The 17,973-nt window shown below is 73.7% G+C and carries 15 protein-coding genes and 1 pseudogene; 9 read left to right on the top strand and 7 right to left on the bottom strand.

Going from position 1 to position 17,973, the window contains the following annotated elements:
- Nucleotides 1–4: 4 nt before the first annotated feature.
- Nucleotides 5–1,252: a cytochrome P450 gene (locus ACFV57_RS40340; protein WP_385243503.1), complete on the bottom strand. Its 1,248-nt coding sequence runs from the start codon at nt 1,250–1,252 to the stop codon at nt 5–7.
- Nucleotides 1,253–1,436: 184 nt separating this feature from the next.
- Between ACFV57_RS40340 and ACFV57_RS40335 the strand changes: the two genes are divergently transcribed.
- Nucleotides 1,437–1,931, top strand: coding sequence for a MarR family winged helix-turn-helix transcriptional regulator (locus tag ACFV57_RS40335; protein ID WP_385243500.1), 495 nt, complete (start codon nt 1,437–1,439; stop codon nt 1,929–1,931).
- 249 nt (nt 1,932–2,180) lie between these two features.
- Here ACFV57_RS40335 and ACFV57_RS40330 read toward each other — a convergent pair.
- A pseudogene (locus ACFV57_RS40330) lies at nt 2,181–2,528 on the bottom strand (hypothetical protein); the annotation flags it as partial.
- Nucleotides 2,529–2,685: 157 nt separating this feature from the next.
- Here ACFV57_RS40330 and ACFV57_RS40325 point away from each other — a divergent pair.
- Together ACFV57_RS40325 and ACFV57_RS40320 are read left to right on the top strand one after the other, a co-directional pair.
- Nucleotides 2,686–4,905, top strand: coding sequence for a prolyl oligopeptidase family serine peptidase (locus ACFV57_RS40325; protein WP_385243497.1), 2,220 nt, complete (start codon nt 2,686–2,688; stop codon nt 4,903–4,905).
- Nucleotides 4,906–5,033: 128 nt separating this feature from the next.
- Entirely contained in the window at nt 5,034–5,555 is a 522-nt protein-coding gene (locus ACFV57_RS40320) for a Rieske (2Fe-2S) protein (RefSeq protein ID WP_385243494.1), read from the top strand.
- Here ACFV57_RS40320 and ACFV57_RS40315 read toward each other — a convergent pair.
- The gene (locus ACFV57_RS40315) at nt 5,542–6,213 is read right to left on the bottom strand and encodes a cysteine hydrolase (protein WP_385243492.1); all 672 of its coding nucleotides are present in this window, start codon (nt 6,211–6,213) and stop codon (nt 5,542–5,544) included. The genes ACFV57_RS40320 and ACFV57_RS40315 overlap by 14 nt on opposite strands.
- Before the next feature lie 125 nt (nt 6,214–6,338).
- Between ACFV57_RS40315 and ACFV57_RS40310 the strand changes: the two genes are divergently transcribed.
- The 3 genes from ACFV57_RS40310 (at nt 6,339) to ACFV57_RS40300 (ending at nt 10,218) form a co-directional block, all read left to right on the top strand.
- On the top strand, nt 6,339–6,848 hold the full coding sequence (locus tag ACFV57_RS40310; protein WP_385243489.1) for a pyridoxamine 5'-phosphate oxidase family protein: 510 nt from the start codon (nt 6,339–6,341) through the stop codon (nt 6,846–6,848).
- 171 nt (nt 6,849–7,019) lie between these two features.
- Nucleotides 7,020–8,474 carry an acyl-CoA synthetase gene (locus ACFV57_RS40305; RefSeq protein WP_385243486.1) on the top strand — a complete coding sequence of 485 codons (1,455 nt, stop codon included), beginning with the start codon at nt 7,020–7,022 and terminating at the stop codon, nt 8,472–8,474.
- Nucleotides 8,475–8,820: 346 nt separating this feature from the next.
- The gene (locus ACFV57_RS40300; protein WP_385243483.1) at nt 8,821–10,218 is read left to right on the top strand and encodes a carboxyl transferase domain-containing protein; all 1,398 of its coding nucleotides are present in this window, start codon (nt 8,821–8,823) and stop codon (nt 10,216–10,218) included.
- 644 nt (nt 10,219–10,862) lie between these two features.
- Here the strand turns inward: ACFV57_RS40300 and ACFV57_RS40295 are convergent.
- Nucleotides 10,863–11,771 carry a LysR family transcriptional regulator gene (locus ACFV57_RS40295; protein ID WP_385243481.1) on the bottom strand — a complete coding sequence of 303 codons (909 nt, stop codon included), beginning with the start codon at nt 11,769–11,771 and terminating at the stop codon, nt 10,863–10,865.
- Nucleotides 11,772–11,874: 103 nt separating this feature from the next.
- Between ACFV57_RS40295 and ACFV57_RS40290 the strand changes: the two genes are divergently transcribed.
- Nucleotides 11,875–12,918, top strand: a complete 1,044-nt coding sequence (locus ACFV57_RS40290) for a DMT family transporter (protein WP_385243478.1) — start codon at nt 11,875–11,877, stop codon at nt 12,916–12,918.
- On the opposite strand, the gene ACFV57_RS40285 is transcribed toward ACFV57_RS40290, so the two are convergent.
- Both ACFV57_RS40285 and ACFV57_RS40280 read right to left on the bottom strand, forming a co-directional pair.
- A complete protein-coding gene (locus tag ACFV57_RS40285; protein ID WP_385243475.1) occupies nt 12,854–13,435 on the bottom strand; it encodes a GNAT family N-acetyltransferase in 582 nt (193 codons plus the stop codon). The genes ACFV57_RS40290 and ACFV57_RS40285 overlap by 65 nt on opposite strands.
- A 337-nt stretch (nt 13,436–13,772) precedes the next feature.
- The gene (locus ACFV57_RS40280) at nt 13,773–15,104 is read right to left on the bottom strand and encodes an aminotransferase class I/II-fold pyridoxal phosphate-dependent enzyme (RefSeq protein ID WP_385243473.1); all 1,332 of its coding nucleotides are present in this window, start codon (nt 15,102–15,104) and stop codon (nt 13,773–13,775) included.
- 35 nt (nt 15,105–15,139) lie between these two features.
- Here ACFV57_RS40280 and ACFV57_RS40275 point away from each other — a divergent pair, with 35 nt between their 5' ends.
- On the top strand, nt 15,140–15,823 hold the full coding sequence (locus ACFV57_RS40275) for a pyridoxamine 5'-phosphate oxidase family protein (RefSeq protein ID WP_385243470.1): 684 nt from the start codon (nt 15,140–15,142) through the stop codon (nt 15,821–15,823).
- Between the two features lie 45 nt (nt 15,824–15,868).
- A complete protein-coding gene (locus ACFV57_RS40270) occupies nt 15,869–16,510 on the top strand; it encodes an FMN-binding negative transcriptional regulator (RefSeq protein WP_385243467.1) in 642 nt (213 codons plus the stop codon).
- A 108-nt stretch (nt 16,511–16,618) separates the two neighbouring features.
- On the opposite strand, the gene ACFV57_RS40265 is transcribed toward ACFV57_RS40270, so the two are convergent.
- Complete coding sequence (locus ACFV57_RS40265) at nt 16,619–17,611, bottom strand: DMT family transporter (protein ID WP_385243465.1); 993 nt, start codon at nt 17,609–17,611, stop codon at nt 16,619–16,621.
- Nucleotides 17,612–17,973 lie beyond the last annotated feature (362 nt).

Genomic DNA, 17,973 nt, shown 5'->3' with positions numbered 1-17,973 from the left:
CCTCCTACCAGGCGACGTGGAGTGAGCCGAGGCCGTGGACGCGGCTGTGCGCCTTGACGTCGAAGCCGCCCGAACCGCCCGGGTCGCCCGGGCGGTTCGGGCCGTCGGCCAGGCGCAGCGTGGGCACCCGCGTGAACAGGGCGCGGAACGTCAGCAGCAGTTCCAGCCGGGCCAGCGCCTGGCCGAGGCACTGGTGGGTGCCGTGGCTGAAGGCGAGATGGCCGCGCGCGGGGCGGCGCACGTCGAAGACGTCCGGATCGTCGAACGCCTCCGGGTCCCGGTTGGCCGAGGGAAGAGAGATCAGCACGCCGTCGCCGGGCTCCAGGGCGCAGCCCGCCACGGTCGTCCCGCGGCGGACGGCGAGCTGGCGCGGGTGCTGGGCGACGGAGAGATGGCGCAGCAGTTCCTCCACCGCGCCGGCCTGGAGCGTCTCGTCGCCGGCCAGGAACAGGTCCCGCTGGCCGGGGTGCCGGAGGAAGAGCGCCGTACCCAGGCCGATCATGTTGCCGGTGGTCTCGAACCCGGCGACGAGCAGCGTCATCGCGATGTTGACCAGCTCCGCCCGGTCGAGGGTACCCGGCAGCAGGAAGTCGCGTATCAGCTGCGACAGCACGTCGTCCTCGGGTGCGCGCGCCTTGTCCCGCACGAGGGCGTCCAGGTAGTCGCCCAGCTCGCGCAGGGCCGCCCGTACGTCGGCAGGGTCGGCGTTCCCGGCCAGGGCACGGGCGGCGGCCTGCTGGAAGAAGCGGTGGTCGGCGTAGGGCACGCCGAGCAGCAGGCAGATGACCCGGGACGGGATCGGACGGGCGACCAGCGCGACCAGGTCGGCGGGCGGTCCCGCGTCGAGGAGGTCGTCGAGCGCGGAGTCGACGACCTGCTGGATCTCCTCGCGCATCGCGTGCACCCGCTTGACCGTGAAGTGCCGGGTCAGCCGGCGCCGCCGGGTGAGGTGATCGGGGTCGTCGCTGCGGATGAGGCTCTCGACCCGGTCGTCACGCTGCTGGACGTCGGTGGGGCTGAACAGCGGAAAGCCCGGACTGTCCAGGCGCGCCGAGAAGTCCTGGCTCGCGAGGACGGCCTTCGCGTCGTCGTAGCGGGTGACCAGCCAGGGGCGGCCGTCCTCCAGCGCCCGGGTGCGCACCAGCCCGGGGCGGGCGCGGAGCCGGGCGAATCCGGCGGGCGGGTCGAAGGGGCACGTCCGCGTCACCGGATAGGTGACGACGGGATCTTCCTCGGGCCGGTCTGCGCTCATACGGGACTCCACGCGTCGTACGTCGATGGACAGCCACGGCGCTCCATGACCATGAGCACCATGCACATGATGTGCACGATACATACGATGTGCATGATGCACAAAGGTGGTCGCGCGGCCGCCCGGGAGCGCACGGCGATGCGCGATGATGAGGGGGAACCGAGGCGGAAGAGGAACCAAGAAGATGAGTGAACAAGAGCGCCGGCTGAGCGACCTGGAGCGGGAGCTGACCCTGCTGTCCCGGCACTTCGTCGCCTCGCGGGGCCCCCGCATCGGACAGAGCCTGGAACGCTCCGCCTACGTCCTGCTCACCCGCCTGGAGGTCGGCGAACCGCTCACGCTCAAGGAGCTGGCGCACACCTTCCAGGTCGGCGTATCGACCATCAACCGCCAGGTCAGCGCCATGCTCCGGAACGGTCTCGTGGAACGCATCCCCGACCCCGACGGCGGCATGGCCCGCAGGTTCCGTCCCACCGCCCTCGGCCTGGAACGCCTGGCGGCCGACCGCGCCATCAGCCGCGCCGGGACCACGCGCCTCATCAAGGCGTCGGGCTGGCCGGACGAGAAGACCGAACAGTTCGTCCGGCTGCTGATCGAGTTCAACCAGAGCATCGAACAGCTCGAAGGGCTCACCTGGTCCCGGTCGAGCCGGGAGGAAGGGCGGCCGGCGGCGGACTGACCGGACGGGCCTTCGCCCATGGGCCGGAGCGCATGGGCGAAGGACACGGCGTCCGATGCCGGGCGGTGCGCGAGCGGCCCATCCCTCAGGCGGACCCGCTCAGGCGGACCCGCTCAGGCGGACCCGCTCAGGCGGACGCGTTCAGCCGGACGCCGCCGGCCGTGCTCGCTCAACCCGGCTCGCCCAGGCGGCGCGACAGGGCCTCGGCGAGCACCGGGCCGATCCGGTCCAGAGACGAACGCGGGGGCGGGCGGGCAGCGCGGCCCGGTCCAGTTTGCCGTTGGCCGTCAGCGGTATCCCGTCCAGGACCACGACAGCCACCGGAACCATGAATTCGGGCAGGCGGGTACGGACGAACGCCCGGAGCGAGGCGCCGAGTTCCGCGGTGGGCGTGCCGGACGCCACCACCACGTAACCGACGAGCCGCACCCCCTCCTGCGCGACCACCACGGCCTGCGACACCCCGGGGAACGCGGTGAGCGCGGCCTCCACCTCGGCCGGTTCGACGCGGAATCCGCGGACCTTGACCTGGCCGTCGGCCCGGCGCACGAACTCCAGCTGCCCGTCGGCGCGCCACCGCGCGAGGTCCTCACCAGGACATAACACCTGAACACATGTACACTTGTCGAACGAAGCCCCGCGGTTCCCCCGTCCGCGGGGCTTCGTCGTGCCGTTGTCCGGTGACCGCCCACCGGCCCGCCGCCGGAGCACGAAAGCCCTGGAAGCCGGGGCGGGCGGATGTCAGAGTCCCGTCATGGCCCTTGCCGATGCCTCCGCGTTCCCCCAGCAGTTCGCGCGCACCCGGCGCTTCTCCCTCGGTGTGCCGCGCCAGTTCAGCGTCTCTCCGGACAGCCACCGCGTCCTGTTCGTCCGTACCGGCGGCAGCAGGGACCCCGTGGGCCGGCTGTGGCTGTACGAGGGCGGGGCGGAACGGGTGCTGCTCGACCCGGTACGCCTGGGAGGGAAGTCGGCTACGGAGGGGCCGCTGCCCGAGGCGGAACGGGTGCGCCGGGAACGGGCCCGGGAGCACGCCACCGGCGTGGTGGCGTACGCGACCGATGCGGCGGCGCGCGTCGCGGCCTGCGCGCTCTCCGGCGCGTTGTGGGTGGTCCGCACGGACAGAGGCGCTCCCTTCCGCGTTCCGGCCGCCGGTCCGGCCGTCGATCCCCGGCCCTCTCCGGACGGGCGGTTCGTCGCGTACGTGACCGGCGGATCGCTGCACGTCGTCGCCCTGGAGAGCGGGGCGGACCGGCAACTGGCCGCCCCGGACGGCCCGGACGTCACCTACGGGCTGCCCGAGTACGTGGCGGCCGAGTCGATGGGCCGCTCGCGCGGCTTCTGGTGGGCCCCGGACAGCCGCCGCCTCTTAGTGGCCAGGGCCGACACGTCCGGTGTGGAGCGGCGCCACATCAGCGACCCGGCACGGCCTCAGCAGCAGCCGCGCGTGATCGCGTACCCCTCGGCCGGGACGGCCAACGCGCAGGTGTCACTGCACATCGTGCCGGTGGACGCCTCCGGCGGGCGGGGCGTCGAGGTGGTGTGGGACCGGATCGCGTACGAATACCTCGTCAGCGCCGGCTGGGACGTGCACGGACCGCTCGTCGGCGTACAGAGCCGCGACCAGCGGACGCTGCGCACCCTGTCGGCCGACGCGGGCACGGGCGCGGCCGAAGTGCTGCACGAGCGCACCGATCCGGCCTGGACGGAGATCGTGCCGGGCACCCCGGCCCGTACGGCCTCGGGGGCCTTGGTCCTGCCCGAGGACACGCCCGGCACCCGCCATCTGAACGTGGGCGGCAGGACCGTCACACCGCCCGGACTACAGGTGCGCGGAGTCGTCGCCGTAGAGGGTGAAGAGGTGTGGTTCACCGCAGGCGAGGAGCCGACGACGGTCCATGTGTGGCGATGGGCCCCGGGAGACGGCCTGTCCCGGCTGAGCGAGGGGCCGGGCGTGTTCACGGCCGCCGTCGGGGGTGGCACGGCGGTCCTCAGCGGCGACACTCCGGACGGGCCGGTGGCCGTCGTATGCGCCGCCGGGCCGGACGCGCCCTCCACGCCTTCCCCTTCCCTGACCTCTGCCCCCTCAGTGTCCTCCACGCCCATCGTCTCGCTCGGTGAGGAACCGGTCGTCGGCCCGCGGCCGCAACACCTCGTCCTGGGGCAGCGGGAGTTGCACAGCGCGCTGTACCTGCCTTCCTGGTACGAGCCCGGTAGGGGTACGAATACGGGTACCGGTACGGTTGCGGCTGCGGGTACAAGTACGGGTACGGGTACGGGTACGGGTACGGGCAGGCTGCCGGTACTGCTCGCCCCGTACGGAGGCCCGGGCATCCAGCTCGCGGTGCGGGCGCGCGCCTGGTTCGCCTGCGTGGCGCAGTGGTTCGCCGAGGAGGGCTTCGCCGTACTGGTCACGGACGGCCGCGGCACCCCCGGCAGAGGCCCGGCATGGGAGAAGGCCGTCCACGGCGACCAGCTCACCCCCGCGTTGGAGGACCAGACCGACGCCCTGCACGCGGCCGCCGCACGCTTCGCCGGCCTCGACCTGTCACGCGTGGCGATCCGCGGCTGGTCCTTCGGCGGCTTCCTGGCCGCCGCTGCCGTACTGCACCGTCCCGACGTCTTCCACGCGGCGGTCGCCGGTGCCCCGCCCACGGACCAGCGGCTGTACGACACCCACTGGAAGGAGCGCTATCTCGGCCACCCCCAGGAGGAGCCGGAGCATTACGCGCGCTCCTCCCTGGTGGGCCACGGCCATCTGCTGCGCCGCCCGCTGCTCCTCGTACAGGGACTGGCGGACGACAACGTGGCTCCCGCACACACCCTGCGTTTCTCCGCGGAACTGCTGGCCGCAGGCAGACGGCACAGCGTGCTGCCACTCCCCGGAGCGGGCCACGCGCCCGCTGACACGGCGGTCACCGAGAACCTGCTCCGCTTCGAACGTGATTTCCTGCGCGCCGCCCTCGGCATGCGCTGAACGCCCGCTCGCTTCCGTCCGTATGGAACTTCCACACGCCCAGGGGACGCACGGACCACGTGGCACGCACCGCTCACGGCACGCGGCGCCCCGAAGGCGGGCGAGGCACCGACATCCGGAGGCACACCATGACTCAGCGGACATCAGCGGGGCGGGCGGGCGCGGGAACGGCGCGCCGTACGGTCGTCACGGCGGCCGGCGCGGCGGGACTGGCCGCCGTGCTCGCGGCATGCGGGAGCGGCTCGGACGGGTACGGCGACAGCGCGTCGTCCGCGCCGCCCGAGAAGTCCGGGGGCGGCGGGTCGCAGGACGGCGGCGGCGCGGGCTCCGGGAGCGCGGACACCGGCGCCGGGGGCCCGGCGGGGAACGTGCTGGCGAAGACCGCGGACATTCCCGAGGGCGGCGGCAAGGTCTTCAAGGACCGCAAGATCGTGGTGACACAGCCCGCCCCGGGCCGGTTCAAGGCGTTCTCGGCGGTGTGCCGGCACCAGGGGTGCCTGGTCAACGAGGTGGCGGACGGCACGATCAACTGTCCCTGCCACGGCAGCAAGTACGCCATCACCGACGGCAGCGTACGCAACGGGCCCGCCACCCAGGGGCTCCCGGCGGCCGAGGTGAGCGTCGAGGGCGGCGCGATCACACTGGGCTGACCAGGTGTGCCGGGCCCTCGGGGCGGCCTGGCCGCCGCCAGCAGGAGAGCAGGTCGCCGGTGGTCGTGACGGTGGCGACGAGGGCGAGGGTGTGGCGGACCATCGCCGCGGTGTAGTCGGCGGGCACACCGGCGATGGCGTCGGCGGGCACCACGGCCGTGTACCCGAGGTTGACCGCGTCGAAGACGGCGTTGGGGATCGCCACGTTCGCCGACACCCCGGCGATGACGAGCGTGCGGCAGCCGAGGTTGCGCAGGAGGGGGTCCACGTCCGTACCGGCGATCGGCGACAGGCCGTGCATCCTGCGGACGATCAGGTCGTCGTCGGAGACCGGGACCGGGTCGGCGATCCGTACCGCGGTGGTACCGGCGAGCTGCTGTACGGGCAGGCGCTCGGCGGCGGCGAACAGGCGCGCGTTGCGGTTGGCGCCCCGGCCGTCGGGGCGGCGTTCGGCGACGGCGTGCAGGACCTGGACGCCCGCCTCGTGCGCGGCGCCGACCAGCCGGGCCACCCGGCCGAGCGCACCGGACGCGCGGGCCGCTTCGGCCAGTTCCGGCAGCGCGGCGTCCGGCCCCACGACGCCGCGCTGGCACTCGACGGTGAGCAGCGCCGTCGTCGCCGGATCGGTCTGTTCGAAGAGGCGCGCGCCCGATGCCATCGGTTCGTCCCTTCCGTCGCACGCTGTGCCGTGGGCCGCGTGAGCGTAGCCGCCATTGCGCCGGTACGGAAGAGACCGCATGATTCCTGACACCCAGTCAGGTCCGATCCGGAGGTGCACGAGGGATGACCGGCACACAGCGGCGCGGGCGTCGCATCATGATGACGCCGCACGAACGGGACGCCTTCCTGGCCGAGCAGCGTACGTGCCGGGTGGCGACCGTGGGCGCGGACGGCACGCCGCACGTCGGCGCCCTGTGGTTCGCCTGGGACGGTACGGCGCTCTGGCTGTACTCGATCACCCGCAGCAAGCGGTGGGCCCAGTTGCGGAAGAACCCGCGGATCGCGGTGGTCGTCGACGACGGGCACGATTACGGGGAGCTGCGCGGGGTGGAGCTGAGCGGCAGCGCCGCCGTCGTCGGCGAGGCGCCGCGCGTGGGCAACGCCGGTGCGGAACTCGACGCGGCGGGACCCGATGTGACGGGGGTCGACGCGGCGGGACTCGACGCGGCGGAACGATTGTTCGCCACCAAGTACTTCGGCCTGGAGCGGATGCCGCACGACGGCCGGCACGCCTGGCTGCGGCTGGTCCCGGAGTCCGTCGTTTCCTGGGACTTCCGCAAGATGGCGGGGTGAACGGGCCGCGCCGGGCACCACCGCACCCGACGCGGCGCGGCCTCGTCGTGCCCGCACGTGGCGCCGCGTGATCGCGTTGTCGGTGGTCTCTGCCAAAGTGGTGGGTGTCGGCCCGCCCGGGCAGGGTCGGGGTCGGCACCGACGTGGGACGACGAGGACGAGGGAGACCTGGTGAACGTGCTCTTTCCGGCGCTGAGCGACGCGTCGCCGCAGCCCGCACTGCGCTTCGGCGAGCGTGCGCTCAGTTATCGGCAACTGGCCGCGGTCGCGTGCCGGCTCGCCGAGCGCCTAGGCGGCGAGAACCGGGTGGCCGTCTGGGCCACGCCCAGCCTGGAGACGTCCGTGGCGGTGGTGGCCGCGCTGCTCGCCGGGGTGCCCGCCGTGCCCGTCAACCCGAAGATCGGCGAGAGCGAGCTGGCGCACATCGTCTCGGACAGCGCGCCGACGCTCGTGCTCGCCGAGCCGGACGCCGAGCTGCCCGGCGCGCTGGCCGCCCTCCCCCGCCTCGACGTCGAGCCGACCGCCGACGACGAGGAGGTGCCGCCGCTGCCGTACGAGCCGGGCCCCGAGACCGCCGCCCTGATCGTCTACACGTCCGGCACGACGGGGCCGCCCAAGGGAGTCGTCATCCCCCGCCGGGCCGTCGCACACACCCTGGACGCGCTGGCGGAGACCTGGCAGTGGACGGCCGACGACGTGCTCGTGCACGGCCTGCCGCTGTTCCATGTGCACGGCCTCGTGCTGGGCGTCCTCGGGCCGCTGCGGCGCGGCGGCAGCGTGCACCACCTGGGGAGGTTCAGCACCGAGGGCGTGATCCGGGAGCTGACCGCGAACGGCACGATGCTGTTCGGCGTGCCGACGATGTACCACCGCCTGGCCGTCGAGGCGGGCGAGAACCCGGCGCTGGCCAAGGCGCTGGGCCGGGCCCGGCTCCTGGTGTCCGGCTCGGCGGCGCTGCCGCGCAGCGATCACGACCGGCTCGCCGCCGCCGCGGGCTGCCGCGTCGTCGAGCGGTACGGCATGACCGAGACCTTGATGAACACGAGCGTACGGGCCGACGGCGAGCCCGCCCCCGGCACCGTCGGCGTGCCGCTGCCCGGTGTGTACGTCCGGCTCGTCGACGAGTCCGGCCAGGCCATCGAGGAGAGCGACGGCGAGACGGTCGGCGAGATCCAGGTCCGCGGCCCCAACCTGTTCGTCGAGTACCTCAACCGCCCGGACGCCACCGCCGCGGCCTTCGACGGCGGCTGGTTCCGTACGGGCGACATGGCGACCCGCGACGCGGCGGGCAACTACCGCATCGTGGGGCGCAAGGCCACCGACCTGATCAAGAGCGGTGGCTACAAGATCGGCGCGGGTGAGATCGAGAACGCCCTGCTGGAACACCCGGGCGTCGGCGAGGCCGCCGTGACGGGCGAGGCGGACGAGGATCTGGGCGAGCGGATCGTCGCCTGGATCGTACCCGCGCCGGTGGCGGACGGCGCCGCCGGGCCGTCCGCTTCCGAGCTCGTCGACCACGTGGCCCGGCAGCTCGCGCCGCACAAGCGCCCGCGCGTCGTCCACTTCATCGACGCCCTGCCGCGCAACGACATGGGCAAGGTGCTGAAACGGGAACTCCGTGCGTAGCGACGCGCCACAGGGGGCCTCCGGCGGGGCAGGCGAAGGCCGGGGCGGCGAAGACGCGGAACGTGCCGGCACGGGGGCCGGCGGCGTCGCGGGGAGCGGCGTCGCGGGCGGCCGGTCGGTGCCGGCGGGGCCGTCCCCGCGCTGGTCCGCGCGCGAGGCGGTGGCCGTGGTGACGGACACCTTCGACGAGTTCGCCGCACAGGAAACGGAACCGGGGCCGGGACCTGGGCCAGAGACGGGGCCGGGACCGGGATCGGAGCCTGGGGCGGAGCCGTCGGCAGGGATGGCGGGGACGGTCGGCTCGGCCGGGACGGGGGGCTCCGCCGGGGCCGGTGGCTCCGCCGGGATGGGCAGCTCGGCGGATGCGGGTGGCTCGGCGGGCTCCGCCGGGGCGGGTGGCTCCGCCGGGACGTCCGGCGTGTCGTACGACGACGGGCCGCTCGGATGGGACGGGTACGGCTCCGCGCGGCAGCGGGCGCGGGAGCGGACCGGTGAGCGCGAGTCCGTGATCAGCGGGACCGCCCGGATCGCGGGTGTGCCGACGGTCCTCGTCTCCTTCGAGTTCGGCTTCCTCGGCGGCTCCCTCGGTGAGCGCACGGGCGACCGGCTGGTGGCGGCCTACACCCGCGCACGGCAACTGCGCCTGCCGGTCGTGACACTGATCGCCACCGGCGGCAGCCGGATGCAGGAAGGGATGCGGGCCCTCACCCAGCTCCAGCGGGTGGCCGCCCAGTCCGCGCTGAACCGGGCCGCGGGGCTGCCGCAGGTCGCCGTGGTCCGCGATCCGACGACCGGCGGCGGCTGGGCGACGCTCGGCGCGGGCGCCGACGTCGTACTCGCGTTGCCGGGCGCGCAGATCGGCTTCGCGGGCTCCCGCGTACGGCCGGTGGACGCCGACCCGTACGCGTACAGCGCCGAAGGCCAGTTGGCGGCCGGACAGATCGACGCCGTCGTCCCGCCGGACCGGCTGCGCGCGGTGCTCGGCCGCTGGCTGCGCCTGCTGTCTCCCGAAGCGAGCACCGCCCCGGCCGCAGAATCCGCGCCGTCCCCGCCCTCGACACCGTCTCCGTCTGCGGCGCCGCCCCCGGCCGCGCTCGGGGCGTCCGGGCTTCCGGCATCCGGCTGGGACGCGGTGTGCTCGGCCCGCGACGAGCGGCGTCCGCGCGCCGCGGCGTATCTGGACGCGTACTTCGACTGGCGGGAGGAGATCAACGGTGACCGCTGCGGCGGTACGGACCCGGGCCTGCGCTGCGGGTTCGGCCTGCGCGACGGGCGCACGATCGCGTTCGCCGCCCAGTGCGGCACCGCCGTGCGCCCCGCGGGCTTCCGTACGGCCGCCCGGCTGGTCCGTATGGCGGACCGGCTCGGCATACCGGTGCTCACGCTCATCGACACCCCGGGCGCCGCCAACGACCCGGCAGCCGAACGGGCGGGCGCCGGCGCGGCCATCGCGGATGTCTTCGCCGCGCTGGCCTCGGTCCGCACGCCCGTCACCTCGCTGCTGATCGGGGAAGGCGGCTCCGGCGGGGCGCTGGCCCTGGCGGCGCCGGGCGGCCTGTGGGCGACGCCGGACAGCTACTTCTCCGTCATCGCCCCGGAAGCGGCGGCCGCCATCCTCAAGCGCGACGCGGACGCGGTGCGCGACACGGCCGGTCAACTCCGCGTGCGTCCACAGGATCTACTGGACCTCGGAATCATCCGGGGCATCGTCCCGCCGCCCGGCGGCCGGAGAGCGACCGGGTGACCCCGCTGGTCATGGTCCGGGTCCGCGACGAGGCGGCCATCGGCATGGCGTGGCCGGCGGTCCCCCGGCGCGTACCGGCTCCCAGTGCCCAGGGCCGCGCGCCGGGTGATGTGCAGTGCGTGTACGTGAATTCCGGGCGAGCGGGACGGCGGTCTCGGCGGACGGCTCATCGACGCGGTGCTTCAACTCGCATACGAGCAGGTCCGCGGACGCATGACGGTGCACTCCAGCGACCGTGCGGCCCGGGCCTGCACGCGGCACGGATTCGGCACGTCTCCGAGCCTGTTGCAGGCCGACGTGACGCCGCAGGCGGACGGACGGCGGCCACCGGAACGCCGCCCGTACTGCCGCTGGGCCACGGCCTCCTGCATCAGTTGCACATAACGCCCGCCACCCTGCGGCGGCTTGCGCGGATCATCCCGCGAAATGCGCTGGTTGCGGGTGGGCCTGTCCTCCGAAAGCGGGGCCCGGAACGGCCGCCCCGAGGCACAGACCGGACTATGAACCACCGCCCAGCTGCTCCGCTTCCCCTACGCGCCACTGCCCGGGCCGGAGCTCCGCCCCCGTGGCCCAACCCCCGCCCCCTGGCCGCAGCCCCCTGCCCCGCCCCGGCCTTCAGCAACGTCAATGGCCATCAGCGACCGTCAGCTGCTTTCAAGATCCTTCCCCGCCGCCTGCAATGCGGCCACCGCGGCACGGATGGACGGCCGCCGGTCGGCGTCGGCGCGCCAGATCGCGTAGACGTGCCGCCGCATCGTGTGCCGTACGGGCACCACGCTGACCCCCGCCGGTACCGGCCCGCGCCCCAGTCGGGGAGCCACCGCGACGCCCAGGCCCGCCCCGATCAGCGCCAGTTGGGTGTGGTGCTCCTCGGCCATGTGCGCGAGGCGCGGCTCGACGCCCTGACCACGCAGGGTGAACATCAGCCAGTCGTGACAGAACTCGCCCTGCGGCCAGGAGACCCACTCGTCGTCGGCGAGGTCCGCCAGTTCGACGGAGTCGCGGCCGGCCAGGGGATGACTGGCCGGCATGGCCACGTCGGCGGGGTCGTCCAGGATCGGCGCCTTCGCCAGCCCGTCGGGCAGCGAGAGCGGCCGGTTGTGCCAGTCCAGGACGACGCCCAGGTCGATGTCGCCCTGCACCACACACCGTACCGACACGTCCGGCTCCATCTCGCGCAGCTGCGGGCGGAGTTGCGGATGCTGGGCACGGAGCGCGGCCAACGCGGTGGGAAACAGACCGCGTGCCGCGGTGGGAAACGCGCCGAGCCGCAGCTCACCGACGGCCTGGCCGCGGTGCGCCTCCAGCTCGGCCTGGGCCAGCTCCACCTGCGAGAGGATGCGCACGGCGTGGTCGGCGAGCAGCCGCCCGGCGTCGGTCAGCCGTACGCCGCGGCCGTTCTTGGCCAGCAGCTGCTGGCCCGTCTCGCGCTCCAGCTTGGCAATCTGCTGCGACACGGCGGAGGTCGTCACATGCAGTCCGTCCGCCGCCGCGCTCACCGAGCCGTGCCGGGCCACCGCGCTCAGGGTCCGCAAACGATCGAGGTTCAACACATAAGCAATGCTAAGCGATGGGTCCACGGAATATTGCTTGTGCTAAGAAATGCCGCGCAGCATCGTGGGTCTCATGAGCATCGCCGCGCCTTCCGGAGCCACTATGGCTCCCGCACCTCTGCCCTCGTCCGACGCCGATTCCCCTGCCGGCACCGCCCCCGCCGCCGCGGCCACCACCTCAGCCACCACCTCCGCTCCCACCTCCACCTCCGCCCCGAGGAAGGCGCGGCGCCGCGGCCTCGACTGGCGACTGCGGTTCGGCATCCTGTGCCTGGTCTGGGGCTTCAGTTTTCTCTTCATCAAGGTCGGCACGCAGGGGTACGCGCCCCTGCAAGTGACGTTCGGCAGGCTCGCGTTCGGTACGGCGGTGCTCGTCGCCGTACTGGTGGTCAAGCGTGAGCGGCTGCCCCGCTCCGCACGGACCTGGGGTCATCTGACGGTCGCCGCGTTCTTCCTCAACGCCCTCCCCTTCACCCTCTTCGCCTACGCCGAACTGACCATCCCCTCCACCCTGGCCGGTATCTGCAACGCCAGCTCCCCGCTGTGGGGCATGGCCCTCTCGCTGGTCGCCCTCTCCGAGGACCGGCCCACCCGTCGACGCGTCGCGGGGCTCGGCCTCGGCTTCCTGGGCGTACTGACCGTGCTCGGCGCCTGGCAGGGCTTCTCCGGTACGGATCCGGCCGGTACGGCGATGGCCCTGGGCGCGTCCTTGAGCTACCCGGTCGGCTGGATCTACGTCCGGCGCACCCTCGCCGGCGCCGCGGACTCCCACGTCGCCCTCTCCGGCACCCAGATGCTCCTCGCCACCGTCCAGGTCGGCGTGGTGACCGCGCTCTTCACCTCCGCTCCTGCCTCCTTCCCGCTCGGCCCCCTCCTGGCGGTCGTCGCGCTCGGCGCCCTGGGCACCGGATTCGCCTTCCTGCTGCAGTACGGCCTGGTGGCGGAGGTGGGCCCCACCACCGCCCAGATGGTCACCTACTTCGTGCCCGTGATCGCCACGACGGCGGGTGTCGCGCTGCTCGGTGAACAGCTCAGCTGGAACACCCCCGTCGGCGCGCTGATCGTCCTGGCGGGCGCCGCACTCACCCAGAGCCGCCCCCGCCGGGGCCGCTCGCCCCGGCCGCGTACCCGGTCATCTCGGCCGTGACCGCCCACCGCTCGTGGTCCCGCCACGCACCGTCCACGTACTGGAAGCGCGGGGAATAGCCCTCGCGCCGGAACCCCAGCCGTTCGACGAGCCTGACGGAGGAGGCGTTGCCGGGCTGGACGTTGGCCTCCAGCCGGTGCAGCCCCAGCTCGGCGAAGGCGTACTCGACGACGAGGCGCACGCCTTCGGTCATATAGCCGCGCCCGGCGGTGGACGCGTAGGCGACGTAGCCGAGAGCGCCGCTCTGGATGCCGCCCCGCACGATGTTGTTGATGTTGACGCCGCCGACGATCGCGCCGCTGTCACGGAGGCAGACCACGAATCCCTCGTGGGTGGGCCGGTCGAACTTGGCCACGTACGCGCGAAAGGCCTCCTCGGTGGTCTCCCGCGCGGGGACCCACGGGTGGTGCAGCTCGGCGCTCTCACGGTCCAGGACCGCGATCTCCTCCCGGTCCCGCGAGGAGAGCCGCCGAACGGCCACCCGCGGACCACGAACAAGAAAGCTCTGATCAGGCATCGTGCGATAGTAACCAGCATCGGTTTTCCCCCTCTTGTGGCTCCTTACAGCCTTTCCCGGTCCACGGACCCGCGGGCTCCCGGCTCCGCGCGGCTCCGACTCCGTACGTTCCGGGTCTGTACGGTTCCGGCCTGCTCAGTTCCAAGTCCGTACGTTTCCGGGCCTGCGGACTCACAGACCTACGCCTTCCACGCCTCCCCCCTGCGGGCCCTCGGACCTGCGCACTCCCGACTCCACGCACCCCCGGCCCCGCCCCGCTCGCCGCCGGCCCCCGGCCCGTCCCCCGATGGGCCGCGCCACGAGAATCGCGCCCACGCGCCTGCGTCTCGCAATGGTTTCAGTCGTAGCGGCGGGCCTCCTTCGGCTCGACGGCGGAGGCGATGGCGTCCGCGAGGGTCAGCAGTTCGTCCTCCGCGAGGCCCGCGATCGTGACGCGTATACCGGGGGGTGAGTGCATACGGAAGCGGGCGCCGGGTGCGACGGCCCAGCCCGCGTGCAGCAGTCGGGCGACGGCGCCGGTCTCGTCGGGAACCGGGATCCACACATTCATGCCGCTGCGCCCCCGGGCCCGGACGCCGCGGGCCGCCAGGGCGCCGATCAGGGTGTCCCGGCGCCGGCCGTACGCGTCCGCGACGGCCTTCGGGTCCACCGCTCCCGTGTCCCACAGGTGCACCACCGCGTCCTGGAGCAGATGGCTCACCCAGCCGGGGCCGAGCCGCTGGCGCCCCCGCACCCGGTCCACCGTCTCGGCGTCGCCGGTCAGGACGGCGAGTCGCAGATCGGGGCCGTACGCCTTGGCCGTGGAGCGGACGAGCGCCCAGTGGTCCGTGGCGCCCGCGAGGGGGTGCAGCGGGAGGTCGACGATGTCATGACCGTGGTCGTCCTCTATGAGCAGGACGTCCGGGTGGTCCGCCAGCACGTCGCGCAGCTCGCGGGACCGGTCGGGGCCGAGCACCGCGCCGGTGGGATTCTGCGCCCGGTCCGTGACGACCAGGGCCCGCGCGCCTTCACGCACCGCCCGGCGGACCTGCTCGGGAAGCGGCCCGTCGTCGTCCACCGCGACCGGCACGGCCCGCAGCCCGAGGCCCGGGATGAGATCCAGCAGGCTGCCCCAGCCGGGGTCCTCCACGGCAACCGAATCTCCAGGGCGCAGATGCACGCCGAGCACGCGCTCTATCGCGTCCAGCGCACCGGAGGTGACGGCGATGGAACCGCTCGGCACCCCGTCCGCCTCGAAGGCCGAACAGGCCAGCCGCTCAAGCTCCGTGCCGACAGTAGGGGCACCGTACAGCGTGGGCCGCTCCGCGCTGCGGGCGGCGGCCACGGCCAGCGCCTGCCCGAGGGCGGGCAGCAGGGCCGGGTCGGGATTGCCGGCGGACGCGTCGCGCACGCCGGGCGGCACGGGGCCCAGCGCCGCCTCGCGGGCCGTACTGGCCGGCCGCGGGCGCACCCGGCTGCCACGGCGGCCGGCCGTTTCGATCACGCCACGGTCCCGAAGCGTCCGGTACGCGGACGCCACCGTATTGGGATTGACCTCCAGATAGACGGCCAACTCCCGCAGTGGGGGCAGGACTTCCCCCGGTTGGAGCTCGCCCGCACCGACGGCTCGCTCGACGCTGGCGGCAATCTCCGATGCGCGCCGCCCTTCGATCCGATACTCTCCTAGCACAAAATTTATTATGCACTAGTGCAATGGAGTTCGCAATGACCCAAGCGCCCCAGGCCCCGTCCTTCGCCCCGACGGAGCGCACCGTGCCCACCCGCTCCCGCGAGCGCGCCGCCTACGACCACGAGACCGTGCACGCCATCCTCGACGCCGGCCACCTGTGCCACCTCGGCTTCGTCCGCGACGGCGCCCCGGTCGTCCTGCCCACGCTCTACGGCCGGGTCGGCAACCGCCTCTACCTCCACGGCTCGACCGGATCGCGCCCGCTGCGCATGGCCGGCGAGGCCGCCGACCCGGGGCTGCCCGTGTGTGTCACGGTCACCCACGTCGACGGCCTGGTCCTGGCCAAGTCCGCCTTCCACCACTCGATCAACTACCGCAGCGTCGTCGTCCACGGCATCGCCCACCAGGTCACCGACCCCGATGAGAAGACGGCCGCGCTCGACGCCCTGGTCGACCACGTGGTGCCCGGCCGCGCGGCCGACTCCCGGCCCGCGAACGCCAAGGAGCTGGCCGCCACCGCCGTCATCCGCCTCGACCTGGAAGAGGTCTCCGCCAAGACCCGCGCCGGTGGTCCGATCGACGAGGCCGAGGACCTCTCGCTCCCCTACTGGAGCGGCGTCCTGCCGGTCTCTCCCGTGTACGGGGCCCCCGTGCCGGCCGACGACCTCGCCCCCGACATCGCCGAGCCCGCCTATCTCTCCGCTTTCTCCACGCGCTGAACCCGCCTACCTCTCCGTCTTCTCCACGCACCGAAGGAGAGCCAGATGCTGATCCACCCGTGGGACGCGCCCGGCGACGACGCCGAGTGGCAGGACTGGCTGGCCGGCCACGACTTCGGCCAGCTCGCCGTCAACGGTCCGTCCGGCGCGCCGCCCCTCGTCCAGCCCCTGCATTTCGCCTACGACGCGGCCCGCCGCGAAGCCGTCACGCACCTCGCCCGCCCCAACCCCATATGGCGGGCGCTGGAGGCGGCCCCGGCCGTCCTGCTGAGCGTCGTGGACGACTACGTGTTCATACCCGGACCGTGGCAGGCCGCCGAGGAGATTCCGCCCGAGCACGGCGTCCCCACCAGCTTCTACGCCGCCGTACAGCTCACATGCACCGCCCATGTCGTGGACGACCCGCGGGAGAAGGCCGCCCTGCTGGCGCGCCAGATGGGGCACTTCCAGCCCGAGGGCGGCTCCGCGCCGGTCACCGCGGACGGCCCGCCGTACGGGCGCCTGCTGCCCGGCATCCGCGGGCTGCGGCTGGAAGTCACGGACGTGCGGGCCAAGTTCAAGTACGCGGGCAAGCGGAGCGAGGCCGTGCAGCAGCGCATCTCCGAGCGCCTGGCCGAACGGGACGCGCCCCGCGACGCCCAGGCCCGCGCCCACCAGCTGCGACGGCTGGCGGCCGGGCGCGCCTGACGGGCTCGGGACACGGGACACGCCGCTGCGGCGGCCCGGGGCAGACGGAGACGGGGACGGGGACGGGCGAGCACTGGCGCCCGTCCCCCGCCCCCGTTCACGCTCCGGTCAGCGCACCTCCGCCGGCCGCGTCGTGCCCGTACGGGCCGCCACCGCGCCCCGCGCCTCGGAGACGGCCAGGCCCGCGACGGCCGCGAGCAGTACGCCCGTGCCGACAGCGGTCCCCGCCGTCACCTCCTCGCCCAGGAAGAGCACCGCGATCACCGCCGCGGACACCGGCTCGACCAGCGAGATCACCGACGCCGTGGCCGCGCGTACGGCGGCCAGGCCCGCGAAGTACAGGCCGTAGCCCAGTGCGGTCGGTACGGCGGCGATGTAGCCCATCAGCCAGAGGCTGCGGGCCAGTTCGTGTGCCTGCGGCAACCACCCCTCCGCCACGGCCGGCGGCAGGAGGCACACGGCCCCGACGGCGAAGGCGCTGATCGTGGAACCGTACGGGTCGGAGGCGCACCCGGACCGCCCCAGACGGCGGGTCGTCAGCGTCATCACGGCGCAGCCGGCCGCGGACAGCAGCGCCAGGGCGACCCCGGCGGGCCGTACCGCACCTGCGCCGCCCCCGCCGAGCACCAGTACGGCCAGCCCGCACAGGGCCCCGACGACCGCCAGGACTCCACCGGCACCGAGCCGTTCGCCCATGGTGACCCGCGCGCCGAGCGCGATGAGGACGGGCCCGGCCCCCATGGTCACGACCGTACCGACGGCCAGTCCGGTGGCCTCGACGGCCGCGAAGTACGCGGCCTGGAAAACGGCCAGGGCGATCCCGGTGACGGCGATCCGCAGGACGCGGCGCCGCAGCGGGTCCTGCGAACGTACGACGGGAGTCCGCGCACCCGCGAAACGGCGGCGCAGCACCGCCCGTGCGGCCAACAACAACAGAAGGCCGCCGACGGTGCGCCAGAAGGTGAGGGCGATGGGGCCCAGGCCGCTGCTGCGGTAAAGGAGCGCGGCGGCCGCGCCCGCTGTGCCCCAGGCCGTCGCGGCGACGGTCACGAACAACAGGCCCCGGCCCACGGGCAGGGCAGGGGAAGAGACGGCATGCATGACTGTGCTTCTCCGGGAGATCCGGCACGGCGCCCAGCGCCGTGGAGTGGTCGCGTGGTCCCGTGTACGGGCAGCGGCGACCCGCCCGGGGCGAGCCCGGACCGGTTTTTCGTTCCTCGGAGGCCGCCGCCCGTGCTACGCGGCGGGAGGGGGCAGCACAGTCGAATGCATGATCAGCACCTTAAGAGGCACGCGAGCCCGACGACAAGCCCCGGCCGCCGCCGACACCCCCGTCCTCAGCGGTCCCTCCCGTCGCGGGCCCGCCCTCGCCCGTCCCACCCGTCGCCACGGACGCCGCACCACCCCCGGGCCCCTCGCCCGCCCCGTCCCCCTTCGGGGTCGCCGACTGCGCGATGAACGCC

It is taken from the genome of Streptomyces sp. NPDC059788 (assembly GCF_042732265.1).
GTDB lineage: Bacteria > Actinomycetota > Actinomycetes > Streptomycetales > Streptomycetaceae > Streptomyces.
This window is presented reverse-complemented; position numbering and strand designations above follow the sequence as displayed.